Origin of the sequence: Neisseria sp. HMSC065D04, assembly GCF_001815675.1 — a bacterium.
Lineage (GTDB): Bacteria > Pseudomonadota > Gammaproteobacteria > Burkholderiales > Neisseriaceae > Neisseria.
The window spans coordinates 1-17,371 of sequence record NZ_KV821481.1 but is presented as its reverse complement, the minus strand read 5'-3'; the positions used below and the strand labels follow the sequence as shown (position 1 = coordinate 17,371).

The following is a 17,371-nucleotide window of genomic DNA, read 5'->3' as shown; positions in this document are numbered from 1 at the left end:
TCCTGATTTAAAGTTAATCCACTATAAAACGGGTTTCAGACGACCCCTTCTATAAAAACTGTCAACAATTTTCATTAATATATTCCAAATGCCCGAATATTTATTTTATAAAAATCAATACTCAATCTTTTCGGTATTCGGATAATGTTAAAAGATGAAAGATTTTGTCTTGATTGAACAGGCGGTTTGCGTTATCGTTTGCATTCTTTCAATCATAAACTCTGTGTTTCATTCCAATTGATTGGACAGTCTGACTGTCGCCGTGTTCCTTCAATGCGCGTACCCTAAACCGCTGCTTGGAGGGCTTGCATTACAGGTGCTGTGGCGAGGCGGGTTGCCCCTATTGGTTTGAAGCCGTATAAAAGAGGTCATTATGCAATTATCAGGTGCACAAATCATAGTGCAAAGTCTCAAAGCCGAAGGTGTAGAGTATGTTTTCGGCTATCCGGGCGGCGCAGTCATCGAAATCTACGACGCTATTTTCCAACTCAATAAATTCAAGCACATCCTGACCCGCCACGAGCAGGCGGCGGTACACGCGGCAGATGCGTATGCGCGCGTCAGCGGCAAAGTCGGCGTCGCGCTGGTTACTTCCGGTCCGGGCGTGACCAATGCGCTGACAGGCATTGCCACCGCATACAGCGATTCGATTCCGATGGTGGTCATCAGCGGACAGGTCGGCAATTCGCTCATCGGTACGGATGCGTTTCAAGAGGTGGATACGGTCGGCATTACCCGTCCGTGCGTCAAACACAATTTCTTGGTAACCAACGTCAACGAGCTTGCCGAGACCATTAAAAAGGCATTCCAAATCGCCGCCAGCGGCCGTCCAGGCCCCGTTGTGGTCGATATTCCCAAAGATGTAACGCAGGCGATGGCGAAATTCAGCTATCCGCAGGAAGACATCTTTATCCGTTCTTACCAACCTGTCGTACAAGGCCATATCGGGCAGATTAAAAAAGCCATCCAAATGTTGGCTTCCGCCAAACGTCCGATCGTTTATTTCGGCGGCGGCGTGGTATTGGGCAATGCTTCGGAAGAGCTGACGAAGTTTGTCCGCATGACGGGCGCACCATGTACCGGCACACTGATGGGGCTGGGCGCGTACCCTTCAAGCGACCGCCAATTCTTGGGCATGCTGGGTATGCACGGCACTTACGAAGCCAACCTCGCCATGCAAAACGCAGATGTCGTATTGGCAGTGGGTGCGCGTTTTGACGACCGTGTCGTCTCCGTTCCGTCCAAATTCTTTGAAAAAGCCAAAAAAGTCATTCATATTGATGTTGACCCGTCCAGCATCGCCAAACGCGTCAAAGTCGATATTCCGATTGTCGGCGATGTGAAAAACGTCTTGTCCGAAATGATTGCCTTGTGGGGCAAACAGGATGCGCCTGCCGCCGACTCTTTGGACAAATGGTGGAAAAACATCGAAGAATGGCGTTCGCGCAACTGCCTGTGGTTTGACAACGACAGCGAAATCATCAAGCCGCAATATGTCGTGCAGAAACTTGCCGAAGTTACCGGCAATTCCGCTATCATCACTTCGGACGTGGGGCAACACCAAATGTTCGCGGCGCAATATTATCCGTTCGAACGCCCGCGCCAATGGCTCAATTCCGGCGGCTTGGGTACGATGGGCGTAGGCCTGCCGTATGCGTTGGGTGCGAAACTCGCCGCTCCCGACCAAGACGTATTCTGTATTACGGGCGAAGGTTCGATTCAGATGAACATCCAGGAATTGTCTACCTGCTTCCAATACCATGTCCCGATTAACGTCGTTACCCTAAACAACGGCTACCTCGGCATGGTCCGCCAATGGCAGGAGCTGTATTACGGCAACCGCGAATCGGAAACCTATTTCGATTCTCTGCCCGATTTCGTCAAACTAGCGGAAGCATACGGGCACATCGGCATCCGCGTGGACAAAAAATCCGATGTTGAAGGCGCGCTTTTGGAAGCGGTCCGACAAAAAGACCGTCTGGTATTTATCGACTTCTTGACCGATAAAAAACAAAATGTGCTGCCTATGGTCGGCAACGGCAAAGGTTTGGACGAAATGGTCCTGCCGCCGCATATGCGCGAAAACCCGAAAGCGTAAGGAGAACGACAATGCGACATATCTTATCTGTTCTGATGGAAAACGAATCAGGCGCGATGAGCCGCGTGGTCGGTCTTTTCTCCGCTCGCGACTACAACATCGACTCCTTGGCAGTAGCCCCGACCGAAGACAAAACCCTTTCGCGCATGACCATCGTTACCCATGGCGACGAGCAAGTCATCGAACAAATCACCAAGCAACTCAATAAATTGATTGAGGTGGTCAAAGTGGTCGATTTGAACGAAAGCCGTTTTGTCGAACGCGAATTGATGTTGGTAAAAGTCCGCGCCGTCGGCAAAGACCGCGACGAATTTTTACGCCTGACCGAAATCTACCGTGGCAGCATCATCGACGTAACCGACCGCAGCTACACCATCGAAATCACAGGTTCGACCGACAAACTCGACTCCTTCCTCGAAACCGTCGGACGCGCCCAGATTTTGGAAACCGTACGCACAGGCGCAGCCGGTATCGGCCGCGGCGAGCGTATTTTGAAAATTTAACACCGTCAGGTTTTCAGACGACCCGATAGGTCGTCTGAAAACAGAAACGGCAGGAGAGATTGATGTCAAACATTAAAATCGTCGCGCTGGTTACTGTCAAACCCGAATACGCGGAAACGCTGAAACCCTTGTTCCAAAGCCTGGTCAAAGCCAGCCGCGCGGAAGAAGGCAACATCAGCTACGATTTGCATCAGGAAATCGGCAAACCCGAGCGTTTCGTCTTCGTCGAAAACTGGAAATCCCAAGCCGCCATCGACGCGCACAACGCCAGCGAACATTTCCAAGGTTTCGTCAAAGCCATCGACGGCAAAACCGACGCGCTCGAAATCGTTTTGATGGAAGAACTCTCCGTTTAACCCTTTACCCTCAATCCAACCGTCCGGCATCCTCAACACAAAGCCGGAATCCATTTTACCCAAAGGAAATCAAATGCAAGTTTATTACGATAAAGACGCCGACCTGTCCCTGATCAAAGGCAAAACCGTCGCCATCATCGGCTACGGCTCACAAGGCCACGCCCACGCAGCCAACCTGAAAGATTCAGGCGTAAACGTAGTAGTCGGCCTGCGCCAAGGCGGCTCTTGGAAAAAAGCAGAAGCAGCCGGCTTCGAAGTATTGTCCGTAGCCGATGCCACCAAAAAAGCAGACGTAGTGATGATTCTGCTGCCCGACGAAAACCAACCCGTCGTATACAAAAACGAAATCGAGCCTAACCTGAAACAAGGCGCGGTACTCGCTTTCGCGCACGGTTTCAACGTCCACTACAACCAAATCGTACCGCGTACCGACTTGGACGTGATTATGGTCGCACCCAAAGGCCCCGGCCATACCGTACGCAGCGAATTCCTGAAAGGCGGCGGCGTGCCTTCCCTGATCGCCGTTTACCAAGATAAAAGCGGCAAAGCGCGCGACATCGCCCTGTCTTACGCCGCGGCCAACGGCGGCACCAAAGGTGGCGTGATTGAAACCAACTTCCGCGAAGAAACCGAAACCGACCTCTTCGGCGAACAAGCCGTATTGTGTGGCGGCGTGGTCGAACTGATCAAAACCGGCTTCGAAACCCTGACCGAAGCAGGCTACGCGCCCGAAATGGCATACTTCGAATGCCTGCACGAAATGAAGCTCATCGTTGACCTGATTTACGAAGGCGGCATCGCCAACATGAACTACTCCATTTCCAACAACGCGGAATACGGCGAATACGTTACCGGCGTGGAAGTCATCAACGACAAATCCCGCGAAGCCATGCGCAATGCCCTCAAACGCATCCAAACCGGCGAATACGCTAAAATGTTCATCCAAGAAGGCGCCGTCAACTACGCCAGCATGACCGCCCGCCGCCGTCTGACTGCCGATCACCAAATCGAGAAAGTCGGCGCACAACTGCGTTCCATGATGCCTTGGATTGCCAAAAACAAACTGGTTGACTTGGACAAAAACTAATTCGACTCGGTTCAACCATAAGCAAACCTGCCCGACGATTCGGGCAGGTTTTTTGTTACGTTGAGATTTTGAAAAATCAAAAATTCCAGTGGAAGAAAGGTCGTCTGAAAGACGAATTGACGATTTCAGACGACCTTTGGTTGAATTGGAAGTTATAGTGGTTCAGTTCAAAAGAACATAGCAACGAAGCTTTATCTGTGGTTTGTAGTGTTCTTTTTTATTTATGAATTCTAGGTCCGAAATCGGCTGTGACGAATTCTTGAACAATCATGACCGCGCAGTTGTCTTTACGTTTTTTCATAAAAAGCAGTTTTGCCTTTGCCGGGGCGGGTAACGTAAGAATGGATATGTCTTTACCGTCTAAATGGCCGATAAAACTGGGACTGCCTGCGAACTCTTCATAGTTTGTAGGTGGTAACGGACAGCGGTTATTGTGAAGTTCAAATTCAAGCTGCTTCATCTTGCCTTTTTCAGACGACCATTCAGCAAACGAAATACTACGGATACCGTATTGTTGATATGGATCTTGGTTAACATGGTATGTGCTGTTGAATTGTCTGTCGTTTTTTATAGTATGGTTAGCAGTTTGATTGATTTCATGCGCCAGTTCGGGGATATCAATGCTGCGACCGATTTTATCCAAGTCAATAAAACTGCCATCGCGGGCAGCTTCTACCAAGACCTTAGACAAAGACTTATCGTGCATATGCATGGTTTCCATCGTATCGGCTTGGGCAATATTGGCAGATGTAAGCAGTGCGCAAAATATCAAAAAATAAGATTTCATTTAAATCCTTGTTATTAAATAGAGTTTAAGAATAAAACAAAATTGCCTGCATAGAAGATGAGATATTATGAGGCATACTAATAATTTATTGAAATAATTTATTGAAATTTTTCCAACATGATTTTTCTTATGGATGAAAATTTTTTTGATGAATTATGTTTCAGCGCCATATAAATTTCATCATCAATTTTATTTTGGATTAATATCATATTTTCAATATATGGAATAATTTTCTCAGAGTTGATTGAGATCAGGTAGGCAGTTATCTCGCTATAAATATATGATTCTACGCGGAAATGGTCTAGTTTATTTAATAGTAAAGTTTCAATCGATTTCGAGTGATAGCTTTTTTCTTTTAGAGCATACACGATCCAAGAAATTACTTTCGGATGCCTGCTATTTAAATTTTTTATCAGATATTCTTCAATATAATCTCTTTTTGGAAAAAATGCAGAGCTGAAAGCAGTAGCCATAACGATAGAATATCTATGTATACGCCAAATCAATTGAATTTTTTCCTCTATTGCACAAAATTCTTTCTCTCCTAAGTCATAATGATGAAACAAATGTCCTAAAGAAGATATCGCTGAGGATTTTACGTTAATGCTTTTATCGTTGCTTATAAAATCAATTAAAAGAGATAAAACATCTTCAAGTTCAGATTTATCAAGCTTATTCTGAATCTGCCCGAGAATAAAAACAGCAATTTCCCTATGTCGACTATACCGGCTTGTTAAGAGGACATTTTTAACAATATCGCTAATTTCACAATATCGGAAAAATTGCAATCTTCTAGCTGCTTCGTATCGAATTTGAGTATTAGAATTCAGCAGGATATTGAGCAATTCAGTAGCTGATAAATCCTTACATGCCAAATAAGCATCAAAACTCAGAGAATCTCTATTTTTCATAATAGTTTACCTTGTCTTGTTTCTAATGCAGGAGGCTATCTTGAAAAATGTGATTTGATTTCATGAGTTTTAGCGTTTATGTGGACTTCAATAATTCCATGTCCACCTCTATGATGAGGATTTAATACTTGGGGAGAGTAGGTAAAAACATAATATTTGTTTTCTGTTTTATCAATGTAAGTGCTACATGATATATTGTAGTCGGAGATGTTTAATCCTTTAGCCTCTATCTCTTTCATGGAGAGGAATAGAGGCTGGGAGTATTCTTTTTCTATCGATAGTTTTTTACCCGAATATCTGTAAATTTCAAAAGAATCAGCCATAGTATTTTGCGGTATAAAGAATATAAAGAGTAAAGTAATCAGATATTTTTTAAGATTCATTTTTAGTATTAACTCGATAGGATTTAAAATTGAAGGAACCAAGTTTCATGGTTTATAGCAAGCTGTTGGATCAGCAGATGTAGGTTGGGTCGTGACCCAACATTCAGGTTGTTGTTGGGTTTGCCAACCCAACCTACGCTTACTATTCTTACGGATATTCCCGCAGATAAACGCGCTCGCCCTTGTCGTCATAACGCTTAATCAGACGCAGGCGGCCGTTTTTATCGTATTCGCGTGCCTCGCCGAAATACACGCCGTGGCGGTGCGGCAGCGTGTATTTCAATTTGCCGTTGGGATAATAGCCTTTGACCACGCCGTGGACTTTATCGTTTTCGTCATACGGCATCACGGTTTCCAACACGCGCTGACTGCCGTCGGTATAGTGGTACACCGTATAGCCGCCGTCCGCATGGTTTTCTCTGCGCATTGTGCCACCCTGTCCGTCTGCTGTTCCGCTGTTTTGCCAACGCCGCTGCCTCAACCGTTCTTCTGCCTCGCGGCCGCGCTGTATTTGCATTTCCAGCTGTCTTTGCTGCGGTGAAACAAAGCTGCCCTCCGGCACGCAGTTCATATTGCCGTACATCTGCAGGCAATGCGCTATCCGGTTCTGTTCCTGACGGTCCGCGCGCGCATTGGCCGCCGAATCCGCCCATGCCGCCTGAAACGGCAATGCCGCCAGTATGGATAGTGCAACGGATATTTTTTTCAAAACAGATATTTTCATATAAATTCCTTAGCAGATGTAGGTTGGGTCGTGACCCAACATTCAGGTTGTTGTTGGGTTTACCAACCTAACCTACGCTTACCATGCCAACAAATAATGATTTGAGTATATTGGATTTGAAGTTAATAGAATAGTTTATAGCAAGTCATATGAAAACTCTAAATTAGCCTGCATGCGTACTACACTCTTATAACTCTTCCGAATCTGAGAGATCCTCAAATCCAACAACATCATCATCGTGGTAGTTGATTAAAATGCCGTATGGCTCGGCAATAGGGAGCTGACTTTCTCTAAATACGATATCCCAATCTTTTGTTTTTTCATGAAACATAAACTCCGGAAAAGAAATCAATTCTTTGGTTTCGTCTAATTTATCTTTGTAATGATTAAATCCAAGTTGTTTGGGTTGGGTATATAAAATATTTCTTAAGAATAGTTCAGTTTTTGCTTTGATCTGAGGAAAGTTATTCATTTTACTTTGAATAAAGTTAAAATCTATTTCCTCCAAATCAAATGGTTGACTAACTTGAATAGAGAAAGACATTTCATTAAATATACCTTGAAGAAAAGATGTGTTTGTTGTTTCTTCAGTAATAAAGGTCAATTTGCCCAGAGGGGTATGAAATTTACCCATATTAGTGTCCTATATAAGGTATTAAATATTTAGAGTAAGCAAAATAGTTATTAAAGGTCGTCTGAAAAATTTCAGACGACCTTTTCTTCAATATCCTCTAATTTGCTATCACTCTTTCTTTCAAAGTCTTCAATAATCTCTTTATAACCTTAATCTGTATCTTAATACCCTTGTGGGTTAGATGGATGAGCACCAATTTTTAAGAAACGTGATAGTTTATAAATAATAATGTAAGACATTAATTTTGGGTTATTTGATATTTTTCATTATATTGGAAAGTTCTATTGGTACGGGTATATCATGTTCACTTGAACGTGAAATTTTTAGCAAATAACTATGTAGAATAAATTCAAAATCAGAAAATATTTTTAATTTGATTAGGCAACATATTTTTAACTCTTGGATTTTTAAGTCTCGCCAATTTTGATGGCTGGATAGTTTTGAAAAGTAATTATCCGGAATTTGCTCTATCATATCAAGGCAATGATTAAATTCCTTTAAGTCATAATAAATATGTGCTAGGTAGGCTTTGGCAAACATAGCATTTTCAGAATCAGAAGTAGCCTTTTTAAAGGGAATTTTTGCTTGTTCTAAAAGGGAAATTCTATTTTTATCTTCTGATAGATTAGCTTTTAAATATAAGTTATATCCTAAAAGATATGGGTAATTATTTAAATTTAATAAATTATTTAGAAGATAATCTATAAGGATTAATTTTGTTCGATTCTCCTCAGTCAATTCGATTACCTCAGTTATTACATAAGGATTGTTAGTTGATATTGAGTCTAAAGGGGAGTCGATATATTCCAAAGCATTCATAATATTAACTTATGGTTGTACTGTTTTCTTATAGTATATTCTCTGTTAGTTATATATTTTGCTATTGAATCATTCACTTACTTTACATCGATAATTGTAGGTTAGATCCCTAAAACCGTCATTTTGTATATAACAGGTTTGTAATATATGGGTCGTCTGAAACAGTTTCAGACGACCTTTTTCTTTATTTCTCTCTATTCTTTCAGCACCCTTTCTTTCAAAGTCTTCAACACACTTTTCACCGTCTTAATCCTCATCTCCACATCTTCCATCTGAGCCGTAAACTTCAACTTATCCGCCCCGGCCAGCCGGTATTTTTTATCCGTCTGAATCAACAGGATAATTTCTGTCGGGTCGATTTGGTGGTGTTTGCCGAAGGTAACGGTGACGGCTTCGCCGGTCGCGTCGATGGCATCGATACCCAATTCTTTTGCCGCAAGCCGTAAGTGGTGGCTCTCAATGAGGGTTTTGACGGGTTGTTCGGGCAGGCCGAAGCGGTCGACGAGTTCTTCATGTATCGCGTTGATTTGCTGCACGGTTTCGCAGACGGCGAGGCGTTTGTAGAGGACGAGCCGTTCGTGGATGTCGGGGCAGTAGCTTTCGGGCAGCAGGGCGGGGCTGTGCAGTTTGATTTCGGTGGTGATGCCCAGCGGTGCGTCGAGGTCGGGCTGGCGGCCTTTTTTGAGGTCGCGCACGGCTTGTTTGAGCATTTCGGTGTAGAGCGTGAAGCCGACCTGTATCATTTCGCCGGATTGACCTTCGCCGAGGATTTCGCCTGCGCCGCGGATTTCCAAATCCTGCATGGCGAGGGTGAAACCTGCGCCGAGTTCGTCTGCCGCCGCGATGGCGTCGAGGCGTTTTTCTGCGTCTTTGGTGATGTATTCGGGCGTGAGCAGGTAGGCGTAGGCTTGGTGGTGGCTGCGGCCGACGCGTCCGCGAAGCTGGTGCAGTTGCGCCAGTCCGAATTTGTCGGCGCGGTTGATGATGATGGTGTTGGCGTTGGGGATGTCGATGCCGGTTTCGATGATGGTGGAACAGAGCAATACGTTGAATCTTTGCTGCAAAAAGTCGCGCATGACTTGTTCCAGTTCGCGCTCACGCAGTTGTCCGTGTGCCACGCCGATGCGGGCTTCGGGCAGCAGGGTTTCGAGCCGCTCGCGCATGTTTTCGATGGTATCCACTTCATTGTGCAGGAAAAATACCTGCCCGCCGCGTTTGAGTTCGCGCAGTACGGCTTCGCGCACGCTGCCTTCGCTGAAGGGTTTGACAAAGGTTTTGACGGCGAGGCGGCGGCTGGGTGCGGTGGTAATCAGCGAGAAGTCGCGCAGGCCTTCGAGCGCCATGCTGAGGGTGCGCGGAATCGGCGTGGCGGTCATGGTGAGGATGTCGACATTGGCGCGTAGGCGTTTGAGCTGCTCTTTCTGGCGCACGCCGAAACGGTGTTCTTCATCGATAATCACTAAACCTAAGTTTTTGAATTTGATGTCGTCCTGCACCAATTTGTGCGTGCCGATAACGATATCGACCGTGCCGTCCGCCATACCTTCTAGTGCGGCTTTGGTGGCTTTGCTGTTGTTAAAACGCGAAAGGCTGGCGACTTTCACAGGGAAATCGGCGAAGCGGTCGGCGAAATTTTGCGCGTGCTGCTCGACCAGAAGCGTGGTCGGAGCGAGTACGGCGACCTGTTTGCCGCCCATCACCGCCACAAACGCTGCGCGCAGGGCAACTTCGGTTTTGCCGAAACCGACATCGCCGCACACGAGGCGGTCCATCGGCTTCGCCTGCGTCAAATCTTTAATCACGGCGGCGATGGCGGCGGCCTGGTCTTCGGTTTCCTCGTAGCCGAAGCCGTCGGCAAACGCCTGATAGTCCAACTCGTTGATTTCAAACTTGTGTCCCGATTGGGCGGCACGTTGGGCGTAGAGATTGAGCAATTCGGCGGCGGTATCGCGCGCTTTTTCGGCGGCTTTGCGCTTCGCCTTGTTCCATGCGCCGCTGCCGAGCTTGTGCAGGGCAACGTTTTCATGCGCCTGACCGGAGTAGCGGCTGATTAAATGCAGTTGCGAAACAGGCACATAAAGCTGCGCTTCGCCCGCGTATTCGAGCAACATCATTTCGTTGGTTTCGCCGCCCAAATCCATCGTTACCAAGCCCATATACCGCCCGATGCCGTGTTCTTCGTGCACGACGGGGTCGCCGATGTTGATTTCGGCAAGGTCGCGCAACAGGCCGTCTGAAACGGCGGCGTGTTTCTTGCGGCGGTTGTGGACACGCGAACGGGCGACGTATTGGTAAAGTTCAGATTCGGTGATGACGGCGATGGCACTTTGAGCGGCAACCGCTTTGCCCTCTCCCCAACCCTCCCCCACGGGGGAGGGGGCAGGCTGCTGTCGGATTTGCCCATGCAGACTATTTTCGACGGGGTGCAGGCTGCTTTCGGTTTTCAGGTCGTCTGAAATGGCTGCTGCATTCTGTTCCTTCTCCTGTGGGAGAGGGTTAGGGAGAGGGTTTGTTGCGGATGCGGAAAATTCGGTTTGGTCGGCAACCGTTTTGCCCTCTCCCCAACCCTCCCCCACAGGGGAGGGAGCAGGCTGCTGTCGGATTTGCCCGTGCAGACTATTTTCGACGGGGTGCAGGCTGCTTTTAGTTTTCAGGTCGTCTGAAATGGCGGCTGCATTCTGTTCCCTCTCCTGCGGGAGAGGGCTAGGGAGAGGGTTTATTACGGCTAAGGAAAATTCGGTTTGGTTGGCAACCGCTTTGCCCTCTCCCCAACCCTCCCCCACGGGGGAGGGAGCAGGCTGCTGTTGGATTTGCCCGTGCAGACTATTTTTGACGGGGTGCAGGTTGCTTTCAGTTTTCAGGTCGTCTGAAACGGCGGCGGCACTTTGTTCCCTCTCCTGCGGGAGAGGGTTTGTTACGGCTGCGGGAAATTTGGTTTGGTCGGTAACCGCTTTGCCTTCTCCCTCAGAGGTGGGAGTAGGTTGCTGTTGGCTCGGAGAGTGCAGCCCGCCCAGTTTGAATCCGTATGCCAACGGCGCGACTGTAATCATCAGCGGCTCGTGCGCCGATAAAAAGCCCTGCCAGTCGGACACAGGTTTGGCTTTCAAGCCGTTTTGCTGCAAGAAGCCGAGCATGGTTTCGCGCCGTCCCAAACTTTCGGCGCACAGCAAAATCCGCCCGTCAAAGGTCGTCTGAAAATCCTTCAATGCCTGCAACGGCTCGTCGGATTGGCGGTTGACGGCAAGGTCGGGCAGGGTGTGTTCCTTGCCGGAAACATCGGGCAGCACCTGTCCGTAGTTTTTCAGACGGCCTGCGAATACATCGGCAGAGAGATACAAATGCTGTGGAAGCAAAGGCGGATAGGTTTCATCGCCCTGCGCCATGGCGTAACGCGATTTGACGTCGCTCCAAAAGCGGTTTGCCTCAGCGTGAACGTCGCCCAATGAGACAAACAGCGCATCTTCGCCGATATAGTCAAACAACGTTTCCAGCTCGTTTTCAAAAAACAGCGGCAGATAATATTCCACGCCCGCGCCGAAGTGGCCGTTGCTGACGGCTTTGTACACGGCGGCATCGTTCGGATTGCCATCGACTTCCTCGCGGAAGCGGCTGCGGAAGATTTTTTGCGCCTCGCTGTCGGTGGGGAATTCGTGCGCCGGCAGCAGGCGGATTTCGGAAACGGGCGAGATGGTGCGCTGCGTGTCGGTGTCAAAGGTTTTGATGCTGTCGATTTCATCGTCGAACAAATCGATGCGGTAGGGCATTTCGCTGCCCATCGGGAATAAATCCACAATGCCGCCGCGCACGGCAAACTCGCCCGCCGCGACAACATGGGAAACATGGTTGTAGCCCGCATCCACCAAATCGGTTTTCAGACGACCTATATCCAAAGTCTGCCCCGTTTTCAGCCAAAACGTGCGCCCCGCCAAAAACGGCACGGGCGGCAGCTTCTGCATCGCCGTGGCAACCGGCACAAACAACACGTCCGCCGCGCCGCTCTTAATCTGCCACAACGCCGACAGCCGCTCCGACACCAAATCCTGATGCGGCGAAAAACGCTCGTAAGGCAGCGTTTCCCAGTCCGGCAGGAACACCGCCGTATCGTGCGGACGGAAAAACCGCCATGCCGTCTGAAGGCGCAACGCCTGTTCCGCATCTTGGGTCAGCACGACTTTGAGCCGCTTATGCGGCAGATAACGCGCCAAAGCCAGCGGCAGCGAGCCTTGCGAAAGATTGAGCCAACGGGATTTTTCACGGGGTTTGGGGATAGGGTAGTTCATGGCGTAGGGACAATGGCTTGCGGCAGCCGGAAAATTTTTCGGGCCGCCGTGGTAGGTTGTAAAAGTGGAATTTTAGCAGATTAAAAGCGGGTGTAAGGGATAGGATGGTTTGGTTGGTTTTCAGACGACCTTTGTGTGCCAGAGGGTCGTCTGAAAATGCTTGTCCGTAAAAACCGATTGAAATGGATAGACTGAATATTACGGTTTGTCCGGATAAGCCAATAACGGGCTGAAATCCGCTTTCCAAATATCCAGTTCATACAGTTGACCGTCGCTGTAAGAATATAGGGTTGCCAAAACCGGAATGCCGTCTTTATCGTGAAACAGGTATTCGGCGATTGGGATGATTTTTAGCGGGCGCGTTTGGTTTGTATCGCTGGAAAACAGAAAACTGCCCATTCCGCCGTCGTCGAGCGTGGTGACGCTGTTGGAAAAACGGGTTTCCAATCGGGCATATTGAGGTTTTTTGTTGGACAGAAGAAGATTCAGCAAATCGGTTTCGTCTGTCGTCATCGGGCGTTTGTTCAATAGTTCAACTCCATGTATCTGCTGAAAAAGGGATTGTTCGTCCGGATGTTTTCAGACGACCTTTGGCGGCAGGAAGTCATTCTAGCGGATGCAAGCCGGCAAAGACAGCGGCTGCTTTTTCAGACGACCTGCAAGGGTTTGTGATAAGGTATAAAACGTTCCTGTTTTTGGGAACGAGGTCGTCTGAAAACGGAGGGGAAGGATATGCCGCAGCAGAAGTGCAGGCAGCAGGCATTTCAGATTTGCGTTATACTTTTCCCGTCTGTGTACTTTACTTATGAGAAAGGCAGCAAAATTATGATCTTAGAATTCATTAAAAAACTGTTTGGCGCGACTGGCGGCGCATCGTCTTCGCCAAAACGCGGCGGCTGGAATGAGGAAGAGGGCGTGTATTACGCCAAAGGCAGCTACGATAACGCAGTAGAGTACAACAATGAGTTGATGTGCATTGCCAATTTTATGCTCTACCATATGGAAGACATGAACCAGGCAATGGACAAACGCGATTACGCCCAAGCCGAAAAAGTCCGTGTGCAGTGGATAGCCGCGATTCCCAATTACATCGCACAAGCCGATAAATTGGGTGCATACAAAGGCGATGCTTCCCTGTTGAATGCTTTGAAAAGCCATCTGCGTTTCTTTAGCGATTTGATGGAAGACGGCTATAAAAAGCTGATCCAAATCCGCGCTTCTGGCAAACACGGTTCGGAAGAAGATGAAGAGCAATTGGACGAGAACAACGAGAAAATCTTGGACAGTACCGATAAGTTCAATGAAGTGAGCGATGAGTTTTTGGAAAAATTCGAAGACGAATAAACCGTATAGGCGAATTTGTAAAACGCCATCCTATAGTGGATTAACTCTAAATCAGGACAAGGCGACGAAGCCGCAGACAGTACAGATAGTACGGAACCGATTCACTTGGTACTTCAGCACCTTAGAGAATCGTTCTCTTTGAGCTAAGGCGAGGCAACGCGCCGTACTGGTTTAAAGTTAATCCACTATAAAACCAAAAATCCTCTAAATTCCTTACGACAGAATTTAGAGGATTTTTTTCATAAGCCGTTTTTCTGAAAAAATATAGAGAACCGCTTATTGTCAAAAAGGTCGTCTGAAAAACGGTATGGCAGGTTTTGCTACAAGTTTTCAGACGACCTCTGTTCAAACTGCTACACCCGCCAGTTTGCCGATCATACCCGTAACCACCAACGCCGCCACACCCCACAGGCACACGCGCAAGACGGCGGGGGTGACGGGTGCGCCGCCGAGTTTGGCGGAGGCGTAACCCAGCGCGGCGAGTCCGAACAAAGTAGTTGCCGCCAGCGTAGGGATCAGGGCGGCGGGAGCGGTCAGCGCGACCAGCAGCGGCAGTATGGCGCCGGCGCAGAACGAACCGGCGGAGGCAAGCGCGGCTTGCATGGGCTTGGCGGCGGAGGTTTCGGTGATGCCGATTTCGTCGCGGGCATGGGCGGAGAGCGCGTCGTGTTCCATCAATGCTTGCGCGACTTCGACGGCAAGCGCGTCGGACAAACCGCGGCGGCGGTAAATTTCAGTCAGTTCTGCCAGTTCGGCATCAGGATTGGCTTCCAATTCGTAGCGTTCTTTGTGCAAGTCGGCTTTTTCCGTGTCCGACTGGCTGGATACGGAAACATATTCCCCCGCCGCCATCGAGACTGCGCCGCCAATTAGGGCGGAAACGCCGGTCAGCAGCAGGGTTTGGAAATCGGGGGCGGCGGCCGCAACGCCGGTCAGCAGTGAGGCGGTAGAAATCAGGCCGTCGTTCGCGCCCAATACGCTCGCGCGCAGCCAGTTGTTGCGGTTGCTGAAATGGCGTTCGCTGTGTTGTGAATACATGGCAGTGTTCCGGTGGCGTTTTGCGCTATGGTAGCACCGTATCGGTTTATCGGGGCGGCGTAATCATGTGTTTGCACGCTGAAAATCCGTCCACACTTGATAATCATTGTCGCTTAAACGGGTTTGTGGTATAAATCCTAGAAATTTAGCTCTAAACTCTAATAACTGCCGATTAACCGAGAATCATGATGACACACACCGAATCAAGCGCGCAGCCGTCAACTATGGACACGGCTGCTTTTTTAAAGCACATCGAATCCGCATTCCGCCGCATTTTTTCAGACGACCTCAACCTCATGCAATACCTGCCCGAAGACAAATGGCTTGCCTTGAAGCAGGCGGGTTTGCTGTTGCCCTTCCTCGACAAAAAACACGGCGGCCGAAAGGGCAGCCAGTTTGAAATCCAAGAAGTCCTGCGGATTGCGGGGCATTACGGCGTGCCCGTTACCCTGCGTACCGGCATCGAAGGCGCGCTGGTGTTGCAGCCTCTGCAAGAGTTTGGCGACGAAGCGCAAGTCGCGCAAGGTTTGGACATGGTTTTCAAAGGCGAGGGTGGTGGTTTGGGTATTACCGAACCCGAAACCTCCGGCGCGGCGATTGCCCGCGAAATGCAGTCCTACTACGAATATATCGACGAACAAACGATTTACGTCAACGCCGCGAAATATTGGCAGGGCAACTCGCAGAGCGACTTCCTCCTCGTTGCCGCCAAAGAGCGCAAAAACGGCAAACTCTCCAAAGTCATCAACCTGCTGCTCGTACCCAAGCAATACATCCGCTACGAAGCCCTCGCATCCGAAGGCCTGCGCGCCGTCCGTTACGCCGTCAACCGCATTGATGCCGAAATGCCCGCCGCCGCCGTTATGAAACTCTCGCAGAGCGACGCCGCCGGTTTGCGCGCGTTCCAAAACATCTTTATCCGCAGCCGCCTGCAACTGATCGGCATGACGCACGGCATCATGGAATATATCCTTGACAACCTGAACCGATATGTCCGCCACGACATCAAATTCGTCGATTATGAACGCCGCGAAATCCAACGCCGCCATCAGGTTTCCGAGATTCTTTACCGCTACGTCTGCCATTGCGTTTCGCCCGTTGCCCCCGTCGCCCATCAACTGATGGAGGCAAACATCATCAAAACCCTCGCCACGGAATACACTTACGCCGCCGCCCAAATGTTGCAAAAACTCTTGGGCGCGAAGGGTTTTGAACGCGGACACACCGCCAGCAATATCGCTATCGACATCCGCCCCTTCACCATCTTCGAAGGTCCGAACGATATGCTTTATGCCGAAATTTACGACCAGTTCGTCCGCGCCACCGCCGAAGAAAAAGAAGCAGGCATTAAGTTGGACAAAAACCAAACCCTGCTCGACCGCCTGCAAACCGACGCTCGCTTTGCCGCCGTTGCGCGCGACTACACCTTACCTGAAGACATCCGCAGCTTCCTGCAGGAACGCACCCTGACCGACGCCTGCGCCTTGCAAAAAGTCTTCATCGGCAAAATCATCGCCCGACTCTTCGTCTTCGTACAGGCGGAACACGAAGACACCGCAGCCTTCCTGTTGAACGACATCCGCAAAGACATATTGGACTGCCGATATTGCGGTTGATGGTTTAAGGCAGAGAGGTCGTCTGAAATCGGTTTTCAGACGACCTAGGGCGGATTTTCATATTTTCAATTCAAAAGCAGCTTCGTTACGAAAATCAAATGAATCAATTGATTTAGCCATGTTCATTGACTTTCAGACGACCTCCAAGCCTATGACCCTCTCCAAACTTCCTCTTTGGCAGACTCCCGAACAAGTCTGCGACATCTTACTTGCGCTGCCGGAAAAGCAGCGCAATCGTGCGTTGTACGAACTCGTTTCCCTTTTTGATCATGAAAACCCACAAGGTCGGACGGAAGCCGAAAGTCAGCTTGCCGCCCTGCGCCTGCTGTGGCATGACCCGCGTTTTCAAGGTTTGGAAAGCATCAAGCATTGGTTACGCGATGTGCTTGGGCTGGACGAGTCAAACGGTTCATGGCTTACGTTGCAGAGCGACATTGAAACGCTGATGGAAATGCTCCATCCCGAAACCTGCCGCACTTACGGAGAATACGGCGGTATGTTCAAAAGCGCGCAAACGCTCGAACCTTTTGTTGCCCGAATGTTCGAGCGCGATACCGAAGCCTCGCGCAGCATGGCTTGGGACTGTCTGTATTGGAACAAAGAGCTCCGCTGTTTACGCCCCGATTGGGATGAATGGTTGAAAGAAGAAATCCGAAATCTGCGTGGTAAATACGGCGAAAACAAATAGCCGCCGCAACTGATTCAGGTTGACTGAAAGGTGTTTCTGACTTTGAGCGGCTGAAAATCAAACCCGACTGTTTTTTATAGTGGATTAAATTTAAATCAGGACA

16 protein-coding genes are annotated in these 17,371 nt (G+C 48.8%); 7 read left to right on the top strand and 9 right to left on the bottom strand.

The genetic code is table 11. From position 1 onward, the window contains the following. Window positions 1-373: 373 nt before the first annotated feature. From ilvB to ilvC, 4 genes are all read left to right on the top strand, one after another. Entirely contained in the window at window positions 374-2,098 is a 1,725-nt protein-coding gene (gene ilvB / locus HMPREF3050_RS01890) for a biosynthetic-type acetolactate synthase large subunit (protein ID WP_070773247.1), read from the top strand. Between the two features lie 11 nt (window positions 2,099-2,109). Continuing rightward, entirely contained in the window at window positions 2,110-2,601 is a 492-nt protein-coding gene (ilvN, locus tag HMPREF3050_RS01885; RefSeq protein ID WP_003766119.1) for an acetolactate synthase small subunit, read from the top strand. Window positions 2,602-2,663: 62 nt separating this feature from the next. Then, window positions 2,664-2,957 carry a putative quinol monooxygenase gene (locus tag HMPREF3050_RS01880; RefSeq protein ID WP_070773246.1) on the top strand — a complete coding sequence of 98 codons (294 nt, stop codon included), beginning with the start codon at window positions 2,664-2,666 and terminating at the stop codon, window positions 2,955-2,957. A gap of 73 nt (window positions 2,958-3,030) precedes the next feature. Further along, window positions 3,031-4,044 carry a ketol-acid reductoisomerase gene (gene ilvC, locus HMPREF3050_RS01875; protein WP_049230420.1) on the top strand — a complete coding sequence of 338 codons (1,014 nt, stop codon included), beginning with the start codon at window positions 3,031-3,033 and terminating at the stop codon, window positions 4,042-4,044. A 217-nt stretch (window positions 4,045-4,261) separates the two neighbouring features. On the opposite strand, the gene HMPREF3050_RS01870 is transcribed toward ilvC, so the two are convergent. From HMPREF3050_RS01870 to HMPREF3050_RS01840, 8 genes are all read right to left on the bottom strand, one after another. Next, window positions 4,262-4,831, bottom strand: coding sequence for a hypothetical protein (locus HMPREF3050_RS01870; RefSeq protein ID WP_070773245.1), 570 nt, complete (start codon window positions 4,829-4,831; stop codon window positions 4,262-4,264). Between the two features lie 98 nt (window positions 4,832-4,929). Further along, window positions 4,930-5,742, bottom strand: a complete 813-nt coding sequence (locus HMPREF3050_RS01865; RefSeq protein ID WP_070773244.1) for a hypothetical protein — start codon at window positions 5,740-5,742, stop codon at window positions 4,930-4,932. A 35-nt stretch (window positions 5,743-5,777) separates the two neighbouring features. Next, the gene (locus HMPREF3050_RS13090; protein ID WP_039863163.1) at window positions 5,778-6,065 is read right to left on the bottom strand and encodes a hypothetical protein; all 288 of its coding nucleotides are present in this window, start codon (window positions 6,063-6,065) and stop codon (window positions 5,778-5,780) included. A 208-nt stretch (window positions 6,066-6,273) separates the two neighbouring features. Further along, window positions 6,274-6,849 carry a toxin-antitoxin system YwqK family antitoxin gene (locus tag HMPREF3050_RS01860; protein ID WP_003755449.1) on the bottom strand — a complete coding sequence of 192 codons (576 nt, stop codon included), beginning with the start codon at window positions 6,847-6,849 and terminating at the stop codon, window positions 6,274-6,276. A 187-nt stretch (window positions 6,850-7,036) separates the two neighbouring features. Further along, window positions 7,037-7,483 (bottom strand): hypothetical protein, encoded by a 447-nt coding sequence (locus tag HMPREF3050_RS01855; RefSeq protein WP_003755447.1) that lies wholly within the window; start codon window positions 7,481-7,483, stop codon window positions 7,037-7,039. A 249-nt stretch (window positions 7,484-7,732) separates the two neighbouring features. Beyond that, complete coding sequence (locus HMPREF3050_RS01850) at window positions 7,733-8,302, bottom strand: hypothetical protein (protein ID WP_003755442.1); 570 nt, start codon at window positions 8,300-8,302, stop codon at window positions 7,733-7,735. Window positions 8,303-8,496: 194 nt separating this feature from the next. Continuing rightward, window positions 8,497-12,582, bottom strand: coding sequence for a transcription-repair coupling factor (gene mfd, locus HMPREF3050_RS01845; RefSeq protein WP_070773243.1), 4,086 nt, complete (start codon window positions 12,580-12,582; stop codon window positions 8,497-8,499). Between the two features lie 198 nt (window positions 12,583-12,780). Continuing rightward, window positions 12,781-13,110 (bottom strand): DUF6984 family protein, encoded by a 330-nt coding sequence (locus HMPREF3050_RS01840; RefSeq protein ID WP_246830203.1) that lies wholly within the window; start codon window positions 13,108-13,110, stop codon window positions 12,781-12,783. A 297-nt stretch (window positions 13,111-13,407) separates the two neighbouring features. Here HMPREF3050_RS01840 and HMPREF3050_RS01835 point away from each other — a divergent pair, with 297 nt between their 5' ends. Further along, window positions 13,408-13,926, top strand: a complete 519-nt coding sequence (locus HMPREF3050_RS01835; RefSeq protein ID WP_009312005.1) for an LIC11966 family surface protein — start codon at window positions 13,408-13,410, stop codon at window positions 13,924-13,926. A gap of 345 nt (window positions 13,927-14,271) precedes the next feature. Here HMPREF3050_RS01835 and HMPREF3050_RS01830 read toward each other — a convergent pair whose 3' ends face one another. Beyond that, window positions 14,272-14,964 carry a VIT1/CCC1 transporter family protein gene (locus HMPREF3050_RS01830; protein ID WP_070773241.1) on the bottom strand — a complete coding sequence of 231 codons (693 nt, stop codon included), beginning with the start codon at window positions 14,962-14,964 and terminating at the stop codon, window positions 14,272-14,274. 188 nt (window positions 14,965-15,152) lie between these two features. Between HMPREF3050_RS01830 and HMPREF3050_RS01825 the strand changes: the two genes are divergently transcribed. Beyond that, the gene (locus tag HMPREF3050_RS01825) at window positions 15,153-16,580 is read left to right on the top strand and encodes an acyl-CoA dehydrogenase family protein (protein WP_141758378.1); all 1,428 of its coding nucleotides are present in this window, start codon (window positions 15,153-15,155) and stop codon (window positions 16,578-16,580) included. A 118-nt stretch (window positions 16,581-16,698) separates the two neighbouring features. After that, complete coding sequence (locus HMPREF3050_RS01820) at window positions 16,699-17,268, top strand: hypothetical protein (protein WP_070773240.1); 570 nt, start codon at window positions 16,699-16,701, stop codon at window positions 17,266-17,268. Window positions 17,269-17,371 lie beyond the last annotated feature (103 nt).

Coding starts and splice junctions, on each gene's coding strand:
- ilvB (WP_070773247.1), top strand. CDS start 374: ATGCAATTATCAGGTGCACAAATCATAGTGCAAAGTCTCAAAGCCGAA.
- ilvN (WP_003766119.1), top strand. CDS start 2,110: ATGCGACATATCTTATCTGTTCTGATGGAAAACGAATCAGGCGCGATG.
- HMPREF3050_RS01880 (WP_070773246.1), top strand. CDS start 2,664: ATGTCAAACATTAAAATCGTCGCGCTGGTTACTGTCAAACCCGAATAC.
- ilvC (WP_049230420.1), top strand. CDS start 3,031: ATGCAAGTTTATTACGATAAAGACGCCGACCTGTCCCTGATCAAAGGC.
- HMPREF3050_RS01870 (WP_070773245.1), bottom strand. CDS start 4,831: ATGAAATCTTATTTTTTGATATTTTGCGCACTGCTTACATCTGCCAAT.
- HMPREF3050_RS01865 (WP_070773244.1), bottom strand. CDS start 5,742: ATGAAAAATAGAGATTCTCTGAGTTTTGATGCTTATTTGGCATGTAAG.
- HMPREF3050_RS13090 (WP_039863163.1), bottom strand. CDS start 6,065: ATGGCTGATTCTTTTGAAATTTACAGATATTCGGGTAAAAAACTATCG.
- HMPREF3050_RS01860 (WP_003755449.1), bottom strand. CDS start 6,849: ATGAAAATATCTGTTTTGAAAAAAATATCCGTTGCACTATCCATACTG.
- HMPREF3050_RS01855 (WP_003755447.1), bottom strand. CDS start 7,483: ATGGGTAAATTTCATACCCCTCTGGGCAAATTGACCTTTATTACTGAA.
- HMPREF3050_RS01850 (WP_003755442.1), bottom strand. CDS start 8,302: ATGAATGCTTTGGAATATATCGACTCCCCTTTAGACTCAATATCAACT.
- mfd (WP_070773243.1), bottom strand. CDS start 12,582: ATGAACTACCCTATCCCCAAACCCCGTGAAAAATCCCGTTGGCTCAAT.
- HMPREF3050_RS01835 (WP_009312005.1), top strand. CDS start 13,408: ATGATCTTAGAATTCATTAAAAAACTGTTTGGCGCGACTGGCGGCGCA.
- HMPREF3050_RS01830 (WP_070773241.1), bottom strand. CDS start 14,964: ATGTATTCACAACACAGCGAACGCCATTTCAGCAACCGCAACAACTGG.
- HMPREF3050_RS01825 (WP_141758378.1), top strand. CDS start 15,153: ATGACACACACCGAATCAAGCGCGCAGCCGTCAACTATGGACACGGCT.
- HMPREF3050_RS01820 (WP_070773240.1), top strand. CDS start 16,699: ATGTTCATTGACTTTCAGACGACCTCCAAGCCTATGACCCTCTCCAAA.